Origin of the sequence: Nonomuraea sp. NEAU-A123, assembly GCF_018603905.1 — a bacterium.
GTDB lineage: Bacteria > Actinomycetota > Actinomycetes > Streptosporangiales > Streptosporangiaceae > Nonomuraea.
Genome location: NZ_JAHFZZ010000004.1, coordinates 43,244 through 62,046, shown reverse-complemented (window position 1 = coordinate 62,046; position 18,803 = coordinate 43,244). Strand labels below are relative to the sequence as shown.

Below are 18,803 nucleotides of genomic sequence, written 5' to 3'. Positions count from 1 at the left end.
CGCCCCGCGTCGCGCGCGTCGCCGCTGAGTCCGGCTCGTCAGGGGACGATGTTGACCAGCTTCGGCGCCCGCACGATCACCTTGCGCGGCTCGCCCGTCAGGTAGGGGCGGACCTTCTCCGAATCCAGGGCCAGCGCCCTCAGGTCGGCCTCCGAGATGCCGGGCGACACCTCCAGGCGGTCGCGCACCTTGCCGGCCACCTGGACGACGGCGGTCACCGACTCCTGCACCAGCAGCGCGGGATCGGCGGTGGGCCAGCCGGCCCGGCCGACGCCGGCGCCACCCTTGTGGCCCAGGCGCTCCCAGCCCTCCTCGGCGGTGTAGGGGGCCACCAGCGACAGCATGACGGCCAGCGTCTCGGCCGCCTCGCGGACCGCGGGGTCGGCGGCACCGGGACCCGAGTCGATGGCCTTACGGGCCGCCGACGTCAGCTCCATCATGCGCGCGATCGCCACGTTGAAGCGCTGGGACTCGACCAGCCTGGTGACCTCGTCGATCGTGTGGTGGGTGACCTTGCGCAGCTCGACGTCGCCGCCCTCGAACGGCACGCCGGGCTCACTGGCCACCTCGGTCATCACGCGGAAGGCGCGGGCCAGGAACTTCTGTGACGCGGCCGGCGACATGTCGGCCCAGTCGATGTCCTCCTCGGGCGGACCGGCGAACACCATGGTCAGGCGGACCGCGTCGACGCCGAAGTCGTCGATCTGCTTGCCCAGGTCCACGCCGTTGCCCAGGGACTTCGACATGGCTTTGCCGCCGTTGATCACCTGGCCCTGGTTCAGCATGCGCAGGAACGGCTCGGTGAAGTCGAGCATGCCCATGTCGTGCAGCACCTTGGTGAAGAACCGTGAGTACAGCAGGTGCAGCACCGCGTGCTCGATGCCGCCGACGTACTGGTCGATCGGGCCCCACTTGCGGACCTGCTCGACGTCGAACGGGCCCTCGGTGTAGCCGGGTGAGGTGTAGCGCAGGAAATACCAGGACGAGTCGACGAAGGTGTCCATCGTGTCGGTGTCGCGCTGGGCGGGACCGCCGCACTTGGGGCACTCGACGTTGACCCAGTCGGTGGCGCTGGCCAGCGGAGACACGCCCTTCGGCGACAGGGCCTCGCCGCGCAGGTCGGGCAGCGTGATCGGCAGCTGATCGTCGGGGACGGGCACCTCGCCGCAGTCGGGGCAGTGGATGATCGGGATCGGCGTGCCCCAGTAGCGCTGCCGGGACAGCAGCCAGTCGCGCAGCCGGAAGTTGATCGCGCCCGTGCCCCTGCCGTCGGCCTCCAGCACTTCGATGATCTTGGAGATGGCTTCGGTCTTGGTCAGCCCGTCCAGCGGACCGGAGTTGACCAGCTTGCCCTCGCCCGGCGTGGCCTGGCCGGTCTCGCCCGGGTCGGCCAGTCCGGTGTGCACGACGACCTTCACCGGCAGCCCGAACTTCAGCGCGAAGTCCAGGTCGCGCTGGTCGTGGGCGGGCACGGCCATGATGGCGCCGTGGCCGTAGTCGGACAGCACGTAGTCGGCCGCCCAGACCTGGATGCGCTCGCCGTTGACCGGGTTGATCGCGTAGCGGCCCAGGAAGACGCCGCTCTTCTCCTTGTCGGTGGACAGCCGCTCGATGTCGCTCAGCTTGGCCGACTCGGTGCGGTACGCCTCGAACGCCGCGCGCTGCTCGTCCGTGACGATCTCGTCGGCCAGCGGCGCGTCGACGGCCACGACGAAGAACGTCGCGCCGAACAGCGTGTCGGGCCGCGTGGTGTAGACGTGGACCGGCTCCTCGCGACCCTCGATCTCGAAGAGCACATCGGCGCCCTCGGACCGGCCGATCCAGTTGCGCTGCATGGTCAGCAGGCGCTCCGGCCAGCCGTCCAGCTGCTGCATGTCGTCCAGCAGCCGCTGCGCGTAGTCAGTGATCTTGAAGTACCACTGGGTCAGCTCACGGCGGATCACGTCGGCGCCGCAGCGCTCGCACTTGCCCGCCACGACCTGCTCGTTGGCCAGCACGGTCTGGTCGTTGGGGCACCAGTTGACCAGGCCGCCCTTGCGGTAGGCCAGGCCGCGCTCGAAGAAGCGGATGAACAGCCACTGGTTCCAGCGGTAGTAGTCGGGGTCGCTGGTGTGCAGGCGGCGCGACCAGTCGAAGGAGATGCCGTAGCGCTTGAACGAGTTGGCCTGCGTCTCGATGTTGGCGTAAGTCCATTCGGCGGGGTGCGCGTTCCGCTTGATGGCGGCGTTCTCGGCCGGCAGGCCGAAGGAGTCCCAGCCGATCGGGTGCAGGACGTTGTAGCCCTGCTGGAACCAGAAGCGCGCGACCACGTCGGCGATCGCGAACACCTCGGCATGGCCCATGTGGAGGTCACCGGAAGGGTAGGGGAACATGTCCAGCATGTAGCGCCGCTCACGCGTGTCGGCGGCGTCCTCGCTGGCCCGGAACGGGTCCTGCTCCTCCCATCGCTGCTGCCACTTGGCCTGCAGCGCCTGCGGGTTGTACTCACTCACGGCGGTTGTCCTTTTGGATTGTGTCGGACCCATAAGAAAACCCCTCGTGCGCACAACGAGGGGCAGCCGCGACGGCGAGATGTCAGAGCCGTCGCGGCCCGCTAAGAAGCAGGGTCGCGGAACGCATAGGTCAAGCCTAGCGCACCTCTTCGGCTGAATGCGGGCCATCGATCCGGCCTAGTGGGCACAATGGACTCTTCTGGTCTGGTGAGACCCGATGGTGATCTATCCGTTGTGACCTCTAATGTCCCATTAGAATACTGTCGTCGCCGTGGTGTACCTAGTTGAGCCAGAACATCCAGAAGGTGGCCTGCCCATGCAGGACCCACCGACGGATCCGCACGGCTTCGCGCGTTTTACTGCGAAACCCCTGGTCTCGCGTGAGATCATGCCGGATGCGTCAAATCCGGACATAACCTCGGGAGGTACGGCAGCAATGGCAACGGAGAATTCCGGAGCACCCCATCTGCCACCGTCCTGGCCCGAGGCGCCACAGCCGGAGGTGCCGACATCCTGGCCCGAGGCGCCTCGGCAGGACACGTCATGGCCCGACTCCTCACGGAGCGGAGCCGGTCAGTCACCATGGCCGGACCCGGCACAGTCGCAGCCTTCGTGGCCCGACCCCGCGCAATCCGCGCCGTCGTGGCCCGATCCATCACAGTCGGCGCCGTCCTGGCCCGACCCCGCGCAGTCGGCGCCCTCTTGGCCCGACCCCGCGCAATCCGCACCGTCGTGGCCCGACCCCTCGCGGCAGGGCTTCCCGCCGCCGCAGGGGCCGCCGCAGTCCCGGCCGGACGCCGGCGCTCCCGCCTGGTCCGAGGCGCCACCTGCGTCAAACGCCTGGTCGAACCTCGGACATCCCGACTCCCGGCCCCAGCCGCGTCCCGGTGACCCGCTGGAGCGCACGGTCTCCTATGGCCAGGGCTCTCCGGACAACCAGCCCACGGCGTACCACCAGTTCCCGAATCCTCTCGGCGAGCGCGCGTACCCACCCCAGGACGACCGGGGCAACCCACGGCCCGGCACGCCGCTCGACGACCGGGGGGCGCCACGCGGCGACTTCGACCACCGCGGTGGACCGCGCCCCGGCTTCGACGACCGGGGGGCACCCCGGTCCGACTTCGACCACCGCGGCGGGCCGCAGCCCGGTTTCGACGACCGCGGCGGGCCGCAGCCTGGCTTCGACGACCGCGGCGGGCCCCGCTCCGGCTCCCCGCTGGACGGCCCGCGGGGCAACGTCACTCCGCTGGACAGCCGGCGGGGCGGCACTCCCCTGGACGAGCGTGCGGTGCCGCGTTCCGCGCCCGCCCCGGACGACCGCTTGGTCGCCTTCGGTCAGGCGCCGGGCCAGGCGCCGCCTCAGGCGCCGGGCGCCGAGAACCACCAGGCCGAGCACGGCAGGCCGGGCGCCAACCTGAGCCGCGACCCGTCCGACCCGGAACACCGGTTCGTGACGGCCGGCCAGATCAGCGGCTCCCGCACCCCGCCGCCCGAGCGCCAGCAGGAGCTCTGGAACACCGTCTTCGGCGACGACTACCAGGGGATGGGCGAACCGGAGTCACTGGACGACAGCCCCGGCAAGCCCATCTGGATCTACGCCCTCGCGGGCTCGGTGGCCATCGCCTTGGTCGGCGCCGTCCTCTGGGCGTTCCTCGCCGGCCCCCTGGCCGCCGACAAGCCGACCGCCAGCAGCAGCGCGGCCGCCAACGCCAAGTCCAGCTCGTCGCCCAGCTCCGCCCCCACCAAGACGACGAGCTCGATCCCCCGCCTGCCGCGGTGGTCCGGCAAGGCCGCCCCCGTGCTGGGCACGGTCGCCAACCCCACGGCCGGCATCACGGTCCCGCGCCTCGGCGGCACCTGGCAGCAGGACCAGCGCGCCACCGTCAAGACCACGTACGGCTTCGACACCCGCCAGTACGTCGTGACGGGCACCAACACCTCCGCCCAGATCCTCACGGGTCCGCTCCCGGCCAAGATGGCGTCCTCGTTCACCAGCGAGGACGACCTGGAGCCGGTGATCAAGCAGGTGGTGCTGAACGCCCGCAAGCGCTTCTTCCCGGCGGACAACAAGGTCCGCAAGATCGCCCAGCAGCCGCTCAAGATCGGCCAGTCCTCGGGCCGCGTCATCGCCTACGCCCTCACCTCGGGCACCGAGAAGGCCACCATCATCACGGCCGCGATCAACACGGGCAAGGACGTACCGGCGATCGTCTACATGTCGATCCCGTCGACCAGCAAGCAGCTCCTGCCCGACGTCAACACGATCATCAAGCAGCTCAAGGTCACCCCCACGTCCTGACCCCCGGATCCCGGGGACCGGGACGTGACTAGAAGGTGCACTCCAGGCGCTTGATGCCGTTGATGAAGCTGGAGTACAGGCGGTCCGGCTTGCCCGCCTCGATGTCCGGCACCCGGCGGAGCAGTTCGCGGTACATCACCGTGATCTCCCGCCGGGCCAGGTGCGCCCCCAGGCAGAAGTGTGGCCCCGGCCCGCCGAATCCCACGTGCGGGTTGGGCGAGCGGGTGATGTCGAACCGCTCGGGGTCCTCGAAGACGGACGCGTCGCGGTTGGCCGACCAGTAGAACATCACCACCTTCTCCCCCTCCCGGTACAGGTGGCCGTTCATCTCGAAGTCCCTGGTCACCTTGCGGCGCATGAAGTTCACCGGCGAGCCGAGCCGGACGATCTCCTCCACGGCCCCCGGCGCCCGGCCCTCGATGTCCGCCAGCCAGAGCGCGCGCTGGTCGGGGTTGTTGGTGAGCAGGCGCAGGCCGTACGAGATGGCGTTGCGGGTGGTCTCGTTGCCCGCCACCACCAGCAGGATGAAGAACGACCCGAGCTCCTGCAACGTCAGCCGTTCGCCGTCGATGTTGGCGTTGACCAGGGAGGACGTCAGGTCGTTCGTGGGGTGGTCGGCGCGGTAGGAGGCCAGGTCCTGGACGAGTTGCTGGAGTTCCGCGCCGGCGTTGAGCAGGCGCGGGACCACCTGACTGACGTCGCCGCCGGTGTATTCGGGGTCGAAGCCGCCCAGGATGAGATTCGAGCGGTCGTAGACGAACTGGTAGTCGCGCTCGGCGATGCCCATCATGTCGCAGATGATCTTCAGGGGCAGGCGGGCGGCGACCTCGGCGACGAAGTCGCAGCCCGGACCCGTGACCAGCAGGTCGTCCACGATCTTGGCGGCCGCGGTGTCCACGTCCGCCTCGAACTGCTTGATCATCTTGGGGGTGAAGGCCCGGGAGACGATCCGGCGGAGGCGGGCGTGCCGGGGGTCGTCCATGTTGATCATCGAGCCGAAGTACTCGGCGAACTCGGCGGGCATGTCGAGGATGTTCGTGGCGCCGCCGCTGCCCGAGGAGAAGACCTCCGGATTGCGGCTGGCCTCCAGGATGTCTGCATGCTTGACCAGCGCGTAGTAGCCGGGGCCCTGCGGGGCGAAGTCGACCACGGGCTCGGCGAAGAAGGCCGGTGTATCTCGCGCCCGCAGCCGGTCGAAGGCCTCCTTCCGCTCCGCCATCGGCTTGGCCCAGAACTCACGGTCCGACAGGTCGAAGTCAAGCACGTCCATGAACACCATCATTCGGATAGCGGCCTACACACGTCAACGTGATCGAAGTACACCGTACGTCTGCGGCGGCGGGCGCGCGCGGAAAATCAGTCGCCTCGGCAGGCGGTTGATCTATAGCGTGAGCTCATGACGTTCTTCTTCTTCCTGCGCTAGCGACCCGCCGGCGGGTCGCGGATGACCCACCGCCGGTGATGCGGGACGGCCGGCCGCCGTCCCGGGTCGCGACGTGGGAGAAGGACACGTGCATACGCTTGCCGTGGCCAGGGCGGTGCGTGGCATCGAGCCCCTGGTGGCCGCGGAGATCCGACGTGCCGGGCTCGGGGTGGTGCGCGGGGTGCGCCACCGTGAGGTGTGGTTCGAGCCGGCCGATCCGGGGCCCGAGCTGCTCGAGCTGCGGATGGCCGACGACGTGCTGCTGGTGGCGGCCGTCGTGGAGGGGGCCGGACGCGACAAGGAGTCCCTGACGCGCCTGACACGGGCCGCTCGCGAGCTCGACGCCGAGAGCCTGACGAAACTCGCCCAGCGGATCACCGGGAGTCCGTACGGAGTGCGGGACGGCGGGGTGGAGGTGTCGGCGTCGTTCGTCGGGCGGCGGAACTACAGCCGGTTCGACATCGAGGACGCCGTCGGGGCCGAACTCGCCCGGCCGGCGGGCCTGGCGTACCACTCGCGCCGCGACGGCCGGGTGCCGCCCGAGGGCTCGATGGCCTGGCGGGTCACGGTGGAGGGCGAGCAGGCGGTCATCGCGCTGCGCGTGCCCGCAAGGCCGCTGCACCGCAGGTCGTACAAGACGGAGTCGATCCCGGGCACGCTGCATCCACCGGTGGCCGCCGCCATGGCCGGGCTGGCGCGGCTCGACCGCGCCGCCACGGTGCTCGACCCCTGCTGCGGAGCCGGTACGACGCTCATCGAGGCACGCGCGCTCGCGCCGCGCACCCGCCTCCTAGGCCTCGACCACGACCCGCACGCCGTCCACATCGCCGCCGCCAACGCCGCCCGAGACGCGGCGCTCGGCTTGGCCGCCCGGGGCGTGGCGCGCGCCATCGCCTGGAGTGTGGCCGACGCGGGCCGGATTCCCCTGCCGGGTGGCAGCGTGGACCGGGTCCTGGTGAACCCGCCCTGGGACCGTCAGGTGGCCCCTACCGGCCGCCTCCGCCGCGACCCCGCCCGCCTGTGGCGCGAGATCCACCGCGTCCTGGCCGTCGGCGGCATCGTCGTGGCGCTCCTTCCGGAGCCCTGGCAGCCGCCCGGATTCACGGTGAACAGGATGGTTCACCTCACCCTTTCAGGGCGTCATCCGGTCATCGCGGTCCTCAGGAGGTCAGCCAGTCGAGGATGAGCCGGTTGACCTCCGCGGGCTGTTCGAGGTGAAGGAAGTGGCCCGCGCCGGCCACCAGCTCGGTCCGCGATCCGTCGGGCAGGTGGCTCTGCGCGTCCTTGACCAGGTCGGCCGAGAGGCAGCCGTCCAGTGTCCCGTGCAGGTAGAGGATCGGCCCGGTGGTCGCGGGCTCCGGCGCCGGGTAGCGGCCGGTGGGCGGGGTGGTGCCGAGCATCGCCCGGTAGTAGCCGATGGCCGCGGCCAGGTTCGCCGGTTCGCCGATGCTCTGGCGGACGAACTCCAGGTCCTGCTGGGCGTCGTAACCGGGCGACCAGTCGCGCCAGAGCCCCTCCAGGAAGCCGGGGGCGGCGGCCGCCGTCTCGGCCAGGCCGGTCTGGAAGAGGAAGACGTAGAACGAGCGCTTGAGCTGCTCGTACTCCAGGAACCCGGCTCCCAGGGCGGCGGCCGGCGGCACGGCCATGGCCACGGACTTGCGGAAGCGGTCGGCGGTCGCGTAGACGGGGAACGCGCCCCAGTCGTGGCCGACGAGCACCGCGGCGGAGTCGCCGCCCAGCTCCTCGTGCAGGGCCCGGACGTCGGCGACGAGCGCGCCGCCCTCGTAGGCGCCGTCGGCGGGGATCTCGGTCGGAGCGTAGCCGCGCATGAACGGCGCGACCGCGCGGTAGCCACGCTCGGCCAGGGCCGGCAGGAGGTGGCGCCAGGTGTGGGCCGTGTCGGGGAAGCCGTGCAGGCACAGGGCCAGGGGCCCCTCCCCTACGGTCAGATACGCGAACTCCACCCCGTTGGCGTGGACAGTTCTGATCTCCATGACTGCGAAACCTAGCATTCGGCTCTCGGTTGGAGTACCACTTCACCTATGCGACGAGGTTGGGTGTTAGCGCTCGCTTCTCTCACTATCGTGCTCGTGGTCGTCGACCTGACGGCTGTGACGATCGCCCTGCCCGCCATCCGCTCCGATCTGGGGGCGAGCCTGCCTGAGGTGCAGTGGGTGGTCGACGCCTACGCGCTCACGCTGGCCGCCGTCCTGCTGCCGGCCGGAGTCCTGGCGGACCGGTACGGCCGGCGCAAACTGCTGGCGATCGGCGTGACCATCTTCACCCTGGCCTCCCTGGCGTGCGCCCTGGCCCCGAGCGCGCCACTGCTCGACCTGGCCAGGGGCGTGCAGGGCCTGGGCGCTTCGGCCCTCTACGGCACGACGACGCCGCTGATCGCCTCGGTCTATCCGGAGGGCCCGGAACGCGGCAAGGCGCTCGGCATCTTCAGCGCGGTGTCGGGGCTGGCGATGACGCTGGGCCCGGTGGTGGGCGGCGCGTTGACTGCGGGGTTCGGCTGGCGGGCCATCTTCCTGATCAACCTGCCCATCGGCGTGTTCGTACTGGTCGCGTTGCGGCAGCGGGTCGAGGAGTCGCGGGGCGCGGGCCATCTCGATCCGCTGGGCATCGTGCTGATCAGCGCGGCGCTGTTCGCGATCATCCCGGCGCTCATCCACGACCTGCCGTGGCTGCTGGTGGCGGGGCTGGTGCTGCTGGCCGCGTTCGTGCTCGTGGAGCTGCGGCTGCGTAACCCGATGGTCGACTTCGGGCTCTTCAGGAACCGGGTGTTCGCGGTCGGGTCGGGCACGACACTGCTCATGCTGGCCGCGCTGCTCGGCGCGTTCACCTATCTCACGTTGTACGTCCAAGGGCCGCTCGAGGCGACGCCCGTAGAGGCGGGAGTGCGGTTCCTGGCCTTCAGCGTGGCGGCCGTCATCGGGCCGGTGGCGATCGGCCGGGTGCTGCACCGCTGGCCGATGGGCGTGCTCATCGCGACCGGCCCGGCGCTGATCGCGGGCGCGCTGCTCGTGATGGCGATACCGGCCGCGAACCGGTGGACACCGATCATGTTCGGGCTGCGCTGCTGCCGGTGGCACTGGCCGGCCCGCTGATCAGCCGGTCTCCTCGACCCCCCGCAGCAGACAGCGCAGCCCGAACTCGAACTGATCGGTGAAGTCCAGGTCGTCGGCCTCCACCACGCTCCTGGCGAACTCCGGATAGTCACCGCTCGCGACGACCTCCCGGATGTACGGCGCGATGCTCGCCCGCCACTCCTGCTCGGTCATCCCCGTACGGCGGCTCGCCTCCTGCTCGGCCAGCTCCCTGGCCACGGCCCCCAGCACATAGTCGCTGATCAGCGCCATGACCGCGGAGGCCCGCGTGATGTCGGGGGTCAGGGCACCGGCGGCCCGCAGCGCCGCGTCGAAGCGGCGTAGCGAGTTGGGGCCGAGCGAGGGCCTGCTCGTCATCAGCGCGCCGAGCCAGCCGTGGCGCAGCAGCGTCGACCGCTGCCGGCGCGCCACCTCGGCCAGATCGGCTCGCCAGTCACCGCTGACCTCCTGCGGCGGGTCCTCACCCCACACCGCGTCGGCCATCAGGTCGAGCAGTTCGTCGCGGTTGGCGACGTAGCGGTAGAGGGAGGTGGTGCCCGACTTCAGCTCGGCCGCCACCCTGCGCATCGACAGGGCGTCGAGGCCCTCCGCGTCGGCGATCCCGATCGCGGTACGCACCACGCGCTCGACGCTCATCGCCTGCCGCTTGGGCGAGTACGGCTCGCGATTCCACACCAGAGACATCCGGCCACCCCCTCTGGACGCCATCGTACGGCAGTGGCTACAGTGTTCCCATCAACGGGAACACTGTTCCCACAACCGAGAGGGGAAGCGCCATGCACGACGTCATCATCGCCGGAGGCGGCACGGTGGGCCTGAGCGCGGCGGTGTTCCTGGCGCACCACGGCGTCCGCGCCCTGGTGGTCGAGCGCCGGCCGGGACCGCAGATCCATCCGCGCGCCACCGGCCTGGGCATGCGCACCGCCGAACTACTGCGCGAGGTCGGCCTGGAGGAGGCCGTCAACGAGGTGGCGGTCAACATGACCGGCAGGACCCTCGGCAAGATCACCGTTGACACGCTCGCGGGAGCCGACCTGGCCGCCCTGGCCGAGACCGTCCCCACCCGCGCCCAGACCGTCGCGAAAATGGACTACACGCCGGCCCGGATCCGCGGCACCTGCCCGCAGAACCGGCTGGACGCGGTGCTCCTCGACGCGGCCCGCGACCTGGGCGTGACCGTGCGCTACGGGGCCGACGTGGTCGCGGTCGAGCAGGACGGCGAGGGTGTGACCGCGCGGCTGTCCGACGGGGCCGAGCTGCGGGCCCGCTACCTGGTCGCCGCCGACGGCGCCCGCAGCAAGGTGCGCGCGGAGCTCGGCATCGGTCTGTCGGGCCCCGGCGTGCTCGGTCCTTCCATGAACAACATCCTGTTCCGCGCCGATCTGAGCGGGCTCACCGGCGAGTACACCTTCGGCCTCTGCGAGATCACCAACCCGGCGGCGCCCGGCATGATCATCACGATCGACGGCAAGAGCGAGTGGGTGTTCCACACCGGCCAGGAGCCCACCGCCGACCTGATCAGGACCGCGATCGGCGACCCCGGCCTGGAGGTCGAGATCCTCAGCGTGCTGTCCTGGCGGGGCCGCGCCCAGGTGGCGGACCGGCTGTCGCTGGGCCGGGTGTTCCTGGTCGGGGACGCGGCGCACGCCGTACCGCCCACGGGGGCGTTCGGCCTCAACACCGGCATCGCGGACGCCCACAACCTGGCGTGGAAGCTCGCCTGGGTGCTGTCGGGCAGGGCCGCGCCCGGCCTGCTCGACACCTACCACGACGAGCGGCGCCCGGTGGCGGTGCTGGTGATGGAGCAGTCGCTGCTGCGGACGCGCGACCTGAGGCTGCACTTCGACGGCGGCCCGGACGCGCCCCGGCTGCGCGCCGAGGCGGGGGCGGTGAACGCGCCCATCGTCCACCTGGGCTACCGCTACGGCGCCACGATCGACGAGCTGCCCTCGACCGAGGACGTGACGCTCACGCTGGACGGCTCGCCCGGCTCGCGGCTGCCGCACGTCTGGGTCGGCGAGCGCTCCACGCTCGACCTGGTCGGCTCGACGTTCTGCGTGTTCGCCGCGGAGCCGGTGACCGGGCTCGACGTGCCGGTGCACGTGGTCGACGGCTGGCCGTACGGGACACTGCTCGTACGACCGGACGGGTTCGTGGCCTGGCGCGGCGAGGAAGGGCTCGCCGAGGCGCTCAGAAGGTGTACTTCAGGTGCTTGATCCCGTTGATGAAGTTGGACAGCAGGAAGTCGGGCTCCCCCTCCGACCTGATGCCCGGCAGGCGGGTGAACAGCTCGCGGAACATCACGGTCATCTCCCTGCGCGCCAGGTGGGCGCCCAGGCAGTAGTGCGGGCCCGGGCCGCCGAAGCCGACGTGCGGGTTCGGATCGCGAGTGATGTCGAACGCGTCAGGGTCCCGGAACACCGTCTCGTCGCGGTTGGCCGAGTTGTAGAAGAGCAGCACCTTGTCGCCCTTCTTGTAGCTCATGCCGTTCATCTCGTGGTCCCGGGTGAGCGTGCGGCGGAACTGGATCACCGGCGTGGAGTAGCGCACGATCTCGTCGCACGCCTTGGTGACGCGGCCGTCGAAGTCGTCCAGGAGCAGCTCCCGCTGGTCCGGGTGGTCGGTGAAGAGCTTGAGCCCGTAGGCGATCGCGTTCCGGGTCGTCTCACTGCCGGCCACCACGAGCAGGATGAAGAACGAGCCCAGCTCCTGCGAGGTGAGCCGCTCCTCGCCGTTGACCAGCAGGCTGACCAGGTCGCCCGTGGGATGCCTGCGCCGCTCGTCGCCCAGGCGGGCGGCGAGCCGGTTCAGGGAGAAGCCCGCGTGCAGCAGCTTGGCCAGGCCGCGGGCCACGTTGACGCGGCTGAACTCGGGGTCGATGCCGGTGTACTCGGGGTCGGCGTTGCCGAGGATCACGTTGGTCCGGCGAAGCACCATGTCATGAAATGTCGCCGGGATCCCCATCATGTCGCAGATGACGCGGACGGGGAGCCGGGCGGCGATCTGCGCCACGAAGTCGCCCGGACCCTCCTCGATCGCCTGGTCCACGATCTCGGCGGCGGCCGTGGCCAGGTCCTCTTCCATCTTGGACAGGATGCGCGGGGTGAACGCCCGGGACACGATCCTGCGCAGCCGCGCGTGCCGCGGGTCGTCCATGTTGATCATCGACCCGAAGTACACGGCCAGCCAGCGGGGCATGTCCGGCACGCTGTTCGAGCACGGCTCGCTGCTGAACACCGCCGCGTTCCTGCTGGCCTCGGACACGTCCGCGTGGCGCACGAGGGCGTAGTAGCCGGGGCCGCCCTTGATGAACGGCACAGCCTGCTCCGCCAGGAACACCGGCTGGTCGAGCTGCCGCAACCGGCGGAAGACGGCCATGCGCTCGGCCTGGGGCAGCCCCCAGAACATGAGCTGCGAGATGTCCAGGTCACTGGAGATCGTCATGAACCAAGCCTTCTGCAAGCGCTCACTTACGTCAAGAGCGCTTGGCGATGAGCTCGGCCCCCTTCTCGCCGATCATGATGGCCGGGGCGTGCGTGTGCCCGCGGTTGAGGGTCGGCATGATCGACACGTCCACGACCCTGAGCCCGTCGAGGCCGCGTACCTTGAGCGACGGGTCGACGACCGACTCCGCGTCGGTGCCCATGCGGCAGGTGCCGACCGGGTGGTAGAGGGTCTCGCCGCGCTCGCGGATCCACTGGGCGAGGTCGGCGTCGCTCTCCGGGCCCGTGTAGGGGGCCATCGGCCCGCCCGCGTACTCCTTCATCGCGGCGGTGGCGAAGACCTGCTTGGCCGTCTTCAGCCCGGCGATGAGCCGCTTGACGTCGGCCTCCTTGCTCAGGTAGCCGGGGTCGATCACCACCTCGCGGCCGTTCAGCCCGATCCGGCCGCGGCTCTCCGGCTGCAGCAGTACCACGCCGACGGTCAGTCCGTGGCCGGTCGGCGGCGTGAGGCCGTGGTCGATGAACGGGCCGGGCGCGAAGATCAGCTCGATGTCGGGGGCGGGCTCCTCCGGCGAGGTCCTGATGAACGCCACCGCCTCACCCACGTTCGTGGTGAGCATGCCGGAGCGCAGCACGATGTAGCGGAGCAGGTTGCCGATCGACTCCGCCTTGGTCAGCGTGACCGGCTGCTTGGACTGCACGTACACGCCGGTCGACAGGTGGTCCTGCAGGTTCTTGCCGACTTCCGGCAGGTCTCGCACGATCGTGACGCCCGCGTCGCGCAACTCGTCGGCCGCGCCGACCCCTGAGCGCATGAGCAGGTACGGCGAGCCGATCGCGCCCGCCGACAGGATGACCTCCCGCTTGGCCTTGACCTGCGCGCCGCCGTCGTGCTCGATGCCGACGGCCCGCGCGCCGTCGAACACCACCCGGTCCACGGTCGCGCCGGTGATCACGGTCAGGTTGGGCCGCTTCAGCGCCGGGCGCAGGTAGGCGTCGGCGGAGCTCCACCTCCGGCCGCGGTTCTGCGTGACGGGCGTGGCGCTGAAGCCTTCGTTGGAGCGGCCGTTGAGCTCGTCGAGCCGTGCTAATCCGAGCTCTTCGCAGGCTTTGAGGAAGGCCGCGGTGGTGACGTTGGGGCTGCGCAGCTCGGAGATGAACAGCGGGCCCGTCGAGCCGTAGACGCCGCCGCCGTTGCTGCCGACGCGGTGCTCGGCCTTGGTGAAGTACGGCAGGACGTCGTCGTACGTCCAGCCGGGGATCCCCCACTGGTCGTAGTCCTGCTGGCAGCCGCGCACCCACATCTGCGCGTTGATCGAGGAGGAGCCGCCGATCACCCTGCCCCTGGGCCAGTAGAGCTCCCGGCCGGACATCTCGCTCTGCTTGGCGGTCGTGTAGTTCCAGTCGTAGTCGGTCTTGAACAGCTTGGCGAAGCCCGCGGGCATGCGGATCTCCAGCTTGTCGTCCTGCCCGCCCGACTCGACCAGCGCCACGGACACCCCGGGATCGGCCGACAGCCGGTTGGCCAGGACGCACCCCGCCGACCCGGCCCCGACGATCACATAGTCGTACTCCATCGCGCCCCTCCCAGGGGTAAGTAATCTGGTACTTGCTTACTCCAGGCGGACTACGGCGTCCATACAAGCATGGTGGGCGGCGTCCAGCGGAGTTCCGCAGGTTATGTAGTTTGCACCTACCGGTCGGTATGTCCTTCCTGCGATGATGGCGCCGCAAGCCGCATACAGGGAGGAAGGCGCTCATGCTCAACCTGTCGATCGTCCTGGAGGACAGCGCCAGGAACACCCCCGACGGCACCGCCCTCGTCTTCGGCGACATGCGGCTGCCGTACTCGATGATCGACACAGTGGCGAACCAGGTGGCGAACCTGCTCGTCTCGCGTGGCATCGCCAAGGGCGACAAGGTCGCTCTCGCCTGCCCGAACCTGCCGTACTTCCCCTTCGTCTACTACGGCATCCTCAAGGCCGGGGCTACGGTGGTGCCGCTCAACGTGCTGCTGCAGTCGCGGGAGATCGCCTACCACCTCGACGACAGCGACGCCAAGGCGCTGTTCTGCTTCGAGGGCACGCCCGAGCTGCCGCTGGGCGAGCGGGGCAAGGCCGGGTTCGAGGGGTCCGAGGGCTGCGAGCACTTCTTCGTGCTGCCCGCCACGCCGCTGGCGACCGAGTCGGAGTACGGCGAGTCGATCTGGGCGGCACTCGGTGGCATGCCCGGCGAGTTCGAGACCGTGCAGACGGCCCCCGACGACACCGCCGTGATCCTCTACACCTCCGGCACCACCGGCCAGCCCAAGGGCGCTGAGCTCAGCCACCAGAACATGCTGCTGAACGCCATGGCCGGCGACAAGATGTTCCCGCGCAGCGACGGGGGCGACACCTATCTGGCGGTGCTGCCGCTGTTCCACTCCTTCGGCCAGACCGTCGTCATGAACACCGGCTTCCTGCGCGGCGCCACCGTCGTGCTGATGCCCCGCTTCGAGCCGGGCGAGGCGGTCGCCCTCATGCGCAAGGAGGGCGTCACGTTCTTCGCCGGGGTGCCGACGATGTACTGGGGCATGCTCACCAAGATCCACGCCGAGGGCGCCGAGGTACCGACCACGCTGCGGGTCGCCGTGGCGGGCGGGGCGTCCTCGCCCGTCGAGGTGCTGAAGGACTTCCAGCAGACGTTCGGCCTCGACATCCTGGAGGGGTACGGCCTGTCGGAGACCTCCCCGGTGGCCAGCTTCAACCAGCTCGGCCGGCCCACCAAGCCGGGCACGGTCGGCACCCCGATCTGGGGCGTCGAGATGAAGCTGATCGACGGCGACTGGAAGACCATCGAGGGCGAGGGGCCCGGCGAGATCGCGATCCGCGGCCACAACATCATGAAGGGCTACTACGGGCGCCCTGAGGCGACGGCCGACGTGCTGCGGGACGGCTGGTTCCGTACGGGCGACATCGCCACCCGCGACGCCGACGGCTACTACTCGATCATCGACCGCTCCAAGGACATGATCATCCGCGGCGGGTTCAACGTGTACCCGCGCGAGCTCGAAGAGGTCCTCATGACGCACGAGGCGGTCTCGCTGGCGGCCGTCGTGGGCGTGCCGCACGACTCGCACGGCGAGGAGATCAAGGCGTACGTGATCCGCACCGCCGGGTCGACCACGACCGAGGAGGAGCTGATCGCCTGGGCCAAGGAGAACATGGCGGCCTACAAGTACCCGCGCGTCGTGGAGTTCCGCGACGCGCTGCCGATGACCGCCACGGGCAAGATCCTGAAGCGCGAGCTCAGGTAGCCCTGTTCTCCAGCCTGGCTCCCGCCTATCGGGACCGCTGCGCGACGACGGCCCGGCCCATCGCCGGGTCGTCGCAGAACGCGCCGTCCACGCCCAGGTCGAGCAGCCTGGTCAGCCAGCCCATCACGTCGCCGGTGGCGCGCGGGAAGGCGGGGCTGGCCGGGTTGCCCAGCCGGTAGTCGAGGGGGAGCTGGGAGTTCTCGTTGCGGATGGTCCAGACGTGCACATCCAGCCGCCTGCGGTGGGCGTCCTCGACGAGCGTGGTGGGCTCCACCAGCTTGCCGTCCGCGCCCACCGGCACGACGCGACGGGTGTCCACGCCGATCCCGCTCGCGTACGAGGCCACCTCGCGCAGCCCCTCGGGCTTCACCATGTCGTCATAAGTACGCTGATCGCCGGCCGCGACCCAGTCGTACGGCGCCCCGCCGAACGTGATGAGCTGGATCAGCGGCAGCCTGGTCTTCTTACGCAGCTCCCGCAGGTTCGCGGTCTCGAACGACTGGATGTACGCCTTGCGCACGTGGTTGGCGTTCAGGATGTCGAGCAGCGGCTCCTCCAGCGACAGGCCGATGGAGTCGAAGTACGTCGGATGCTTGGTCTCGGGATAGACGCCCACGCCGTGGCGCTGCGCGAGCCGCACGACCTCCTCGAACGTCGGGATCTCCGCCACCCCGTCGAAGGCCGTGTTGTCGGGCCGCAGGTCGGGCACGCGTTCTTTGGCCCGCAGCGTCTTCAGCTCGGCGAGCGTGAAGTCCTCGGTGAACCAGCCGGTGATCGGCCGCCCGTCGACCGTCTTGGTGGTGCGCCGGTCGGCGAACTCCGGATGCGCCGCCACGTCGGTGGTGCCGGTGATGTCGTTCTCGTGCCTGGCCACCAGGATGTGGTCCTTGGTGGAGACCAGGTCGGGCTCGATGTAGTCGGCGCCCATCGCTATGGCCGCCTCGTACGAGAGCAGCGTGTGCTCGGGACGATGGGCGCTGGCACCGCGGTGACCGATGACGACGGGGGCCTGGCCGCGGCGCTCGGCCGTGGCGGCGTGGGGCTGGAGCAGCACGACGGCGACCGTACCACCGGTCAGAACGGCCAGGGCACTCGCGAATAATCTGCGCGTCAGCATGCCGCGTACGATAAACCGGCAAGGTGGCCGGTGAGTGACGACCGGGTGATCACCTGTTCTGGAGAAGACGGCCGCACGCCATCGAACATCTGTATGATCCCGAGGCGTGCTGGCACTCTTCGACCTCGACAACACCCTGATCGACCGCCTGGACGCCTTCCGGCGCTGGGCCGCCGAGTTCGCCGCCGACAGAGGGCTGGGCTCGGCGGACGTGGCCTGGATGATCGAGCTGGACGCCGACGGCTCCCTGCCGATGAGCACCTTCTTCACCCACGTCCGCGAGCGGTTCGCGCTCGCCGAGTCGGCCGACTCGCTGTGGCGCGGCTACCGGGATCGCCTGCCGCACCTCGTCACCTGCCGCCCCGCCGTACTCGAGTCCCTCGATCGGCTGCGCCTGTCCGGCTGGAGGGTGGGCATCGTGACGAACGGCATGACCGACAACCAATCCGGCAAGATCCACCACAGCGGCTTGGTGGACCGGGTGGACGGCTGGGCCATCTCGGACGCCGAGGGCTTCAGCAAACCGGCTGCCGAACTGTTCGAGATCGCGGCCCAACGCTGCGGCACCACGCTGGCGGACGGCGGCTGGATGGTGGGCGACGACGTGGAGAAGGACGTGGCGGGCGGGCGGGGCGCGGGTCTCCGCACGATCTGGATCGACCGCGGCCAGTCGGCGGGGCGATCCCCGGGGGCCGACCATGAGGTGACCGACGTCCTGGACGCGATCACTATGCTGGATGCCGACCTTTAGATCACCCTGAAAGGCCGTTGCCGAGCAGGGCGTCGAGAGCGCCGGGCTCGGCTACGCCGCCTGCCGCCAGGACGACGCCCCGCCGGTCGGTCAGCACGGCGTACGGCGGCCAGGGGATGCCGTGACGGTCGAACACCCCGGGATCGATGACCAGGGGCAACTCGACCTCGTGCGCGGCGAGGTAGTCGCGGACCTGCCCCTCCTCCGCGGCGCTCACCAGGACGACGTCCACCCGCTCTACCGCGACGAAGGCGGGCAGCATGGCGCTGCAGACGCCGCACGCCGGCCCTATCAGCGCGTACAGGACGCCGAGCTTTTCCGGGGTGAGGGCCGCGGCCTGTGGGGTCACGTCCCAGCGGGTGCCGGGGCGGGGGCCGATGCGACCGCGCTCCACGGCTCCGATCAGCCGGACCGGCAAGAAGGTCAGCGCGAGGTACGCCGCTCCCACCAGCAGGTGGACGAAGGTGAACGGGGAAGCTCCCGCGACGGCGGCCATGACCGCCAGCACCGCGAGCAGGCCGGTACGGGTCACGGTGGCGGGGCCGACGAGGTCGTGGTCGCCGAAGCAGCCGCAGCCGACGCTCAGCCCGCGCCGCAGCACGGACGCCATCGCGGCGAGGAAGGCGGCGAACAGCGCCGCCGCGAGGAGTGCGCCCCAGCGCCGGGTGGCCGGCGCGGTGAGCAGCCCGGCCGCCACCAGCTCCGCACCCACCACCGTGACGGCGGCGGCGGTCGTGAGCCGCTGCGGGATCAGCCGGTAACCCGCGATATCGGCGGCGAATCCTGGCAGGTCACGCGCCTTGCTCACGGCCGCGTACAGCAGGACCGCGATCAGAGCCGCATAGGCCGACGCCAGAATGATCACCGGATCAC

Annotated in this window: 14 protein-coding genes; 6 read left to right on the top strand and 8 right to left on the bottom strand. The window is 70.2% G+C overall.

The annotated features are described in order from the left end of the window. Positions 1-38: 38 nt before the first annotated feature. A complete protein-coding gene (gene leuS / locus KLK06_RS12535; RefSeq protein ID WP_214635590.1) occupies positions 39-2,525 on the bottom strand; it encodes a leucine--tRNA ligase in 2,487 nt (828 codons plus the stop codon). Positions 2,526-2,928: 403 nt separating this feature from the next. On the opposite strand from leuS, the gene KLK06_RS12530 reads away from it, so the two are divergent. Beyond that, positions 2,929-4,791, top strand: a complete 1,863-nt coding sequence (locus KLK06_RS12530) for a hypothetical protein (RefSeq protein WP_214635589.1) — start codon at positions 2,929-2,931, stop codon at positions 4,789-4,791. Positions 4,792-4,819: 28 nt separating this feature from the next. Here KLK06_RS12530 and KLK06_RS12525 read toward each other — a convergent pair whose 3' ends face one another. Beyond that, positions 4,820-6,061: a cytochrome P450 gene (locus KLK06_RS12525; RefSeq protein ID WP_214635588.1), complete on the bottom strand. Its 1,242-nt coding sequence runs from the start codon at positions 6,059-6,061 to the stop codon at positions 4,820-4,822. Between the two features lie 241 nt (positions 6,062-6,302). On the opposite strand from KLK06_RS12525, the gene KLK06_RS12520 reads away from it, so the two are divergent. After that, on the top strand, positions 6,303-7,400 hold the full coding sequence (locus tag KLK06_RS12520) for a methyltransferase domain-containing protein (protein ID WP_308168217.1): 1,098 nt from the start codon (positions 6,303-6,305) through the stop codon (positions 7,398-7,400). On the opposite strand, the gene KLK06_RS12515 is transcribed toward KLK06_RS12520, so the two are convergent. After that, positions 7,375-8,208, bottom strand: a complete 834-nt coding sequence (locus KLK06_RS12515; protein WP_214635587.1) for an alpha/beta fold hydrolase — start codon at positions 8,206-8,208, stop codon at positions 7,375-7,377. The two genes, KLK06_RS12520 and KLK06_RS12515, sit on opposite strands and share 26 nt — an antisense overlap. A gap of 90 nt (positions 8,209-8,298) precedes the next feature. On the opposite strand from KLK06_RS12515, the gene KLK06_RS12510 reads away from it, so the two are divergent. Continuing rightward, entirely contained in the window at positions 8,299-9,324 is a 1,026-nt protein-coding gene (locus tag KLK06_RS12510) for an MFS transporter (RefSeq protein WP_214635586.1), read from the top strand. Here the strand turns inward: KLK06_RS12510 and KLK06_RS12505 are convergent, their stop codons facing one another. After that, positions 9,325-10,008 (bottom strand): TetR/AcrR family transcriptional regulator, encoded by a 684-nt coding sequence (locus KLK06_RS12505; protein ID WP_214635585.1) that lies wholly within the window; start codon positions 10,006-10,008, stop codon positions 9,325-9,327. Between the two features lie 92 nt (positions 10,009-10,100). On the opposite strand from KLK06_RS12505, the gene KLK06_RS12500 reads away from it, so the two are divergent. Further along, positions 10,101-11,540 (top strand): FAD-dependent oxidoreductase, encoded by a 1,440-nt coding sequence (locus KLK06_RS12500; RefSeq protein ID WP_214635584.1) that lies wholly within the window; start codon positions 10,101-10,103, stop codon positions 11,538-11,540. Here the strand turns inward: KLK06_RS12500 and KLK06_RS12495 are convergent. Together KLK06_RS12495 and KLK06_RS12490 are read right to left on the bottom strand one after the other, a co-directional pair. Continuing rightward, positions 11,515-12,768 carry a cytochrome P450 gene (locus tag KLK06_RS12495; RefSeq protein WP_214635583.1) on the bottom strand — a complete coding sequence of 418 codons (1,254 nt, stop codon included), beginning with the start codon at positions 12,766-12,768 and terminating at the stop codon, positions 11,515-11,517. The genes KLK06_RS12500 and KLK06_RS12495 overlap by 26 nt on opposite strands. A gap of 31 nt (positions 12,769-12,799) precedes the next feature. After that, positions 12,800-14,344 (bottom strand): GMC family oxidoreductase, encoded by a 1,545-nt coding sequence (locus KLK06_RS12490; protein WP_214635582.1) that lies wholly within the window; start codon positions 14,342-14,344, stop codon positions 12,800-12,802. 182 nt (positions 14,345-14,526) lie between these two features. Here KLK06_RS12490 and KLK06_RS12485 point away from each other — a divergent pair, with 182 nt between their 5' ends. After that, complete coding sequence (locus KLK06_RS12485; protein WP_214635581.1) at positions 14,527-16,062, top strand: long-chain fatty acid--CoA ligase; 1,536 nt, start codon at positions 14,527-14,529, stop codon at positions 16,060-16,062. Positions 16,063-16,087: 25 nt separating this feature from the next. On the opposite strand, the gene KLK06_RS12480 is transcribed toward KLK06_RS12485, so the two are convergent. After that, complete coding sequence (locus KLK06_RS12480) at positions 16,088-17,179, bottom strand: glycerophosphodiester phosphodiesterase (protein ID WP_214635580.1); 1,092 nt, start codon at positions 17,177-17,179, stop codon at positions 16,088-16,090. 106 nt (positions 17,180-17,285) lie between these two features. On the opposite strand from KLK06_RS12480, the gene KLK06_RS12475 reads away from it, so the two are divergent. After that, positions 17,286-17,930, top strand: coding sequence for an HAD family hydrolase (locus tag KLK06_RS12475; protein WP_214635579.1), 645 nt, complete (start codon positions 17,286-17,288; stop codon positions 17,928-17,930). A gap of 1 nt (position 17,931) precedes the next feature. On the opposite strand, the gene KLK06_RS12470 is transcribed toward KLK06_RS12475, so the two are convergent. Beyond that, positions 17,932-18,795, bottom strand: coding sequence for a MauE/DoxX family redox-associated membrane protein (locus KLK06_RS12470; protein ID WP_214635578.1), 864 nt, complete (start codon positions 18,793-18,795; stop codon positions 17,932-17,934). Positions 18,796-18,803 lie beyond the last annotated feature (8 nt).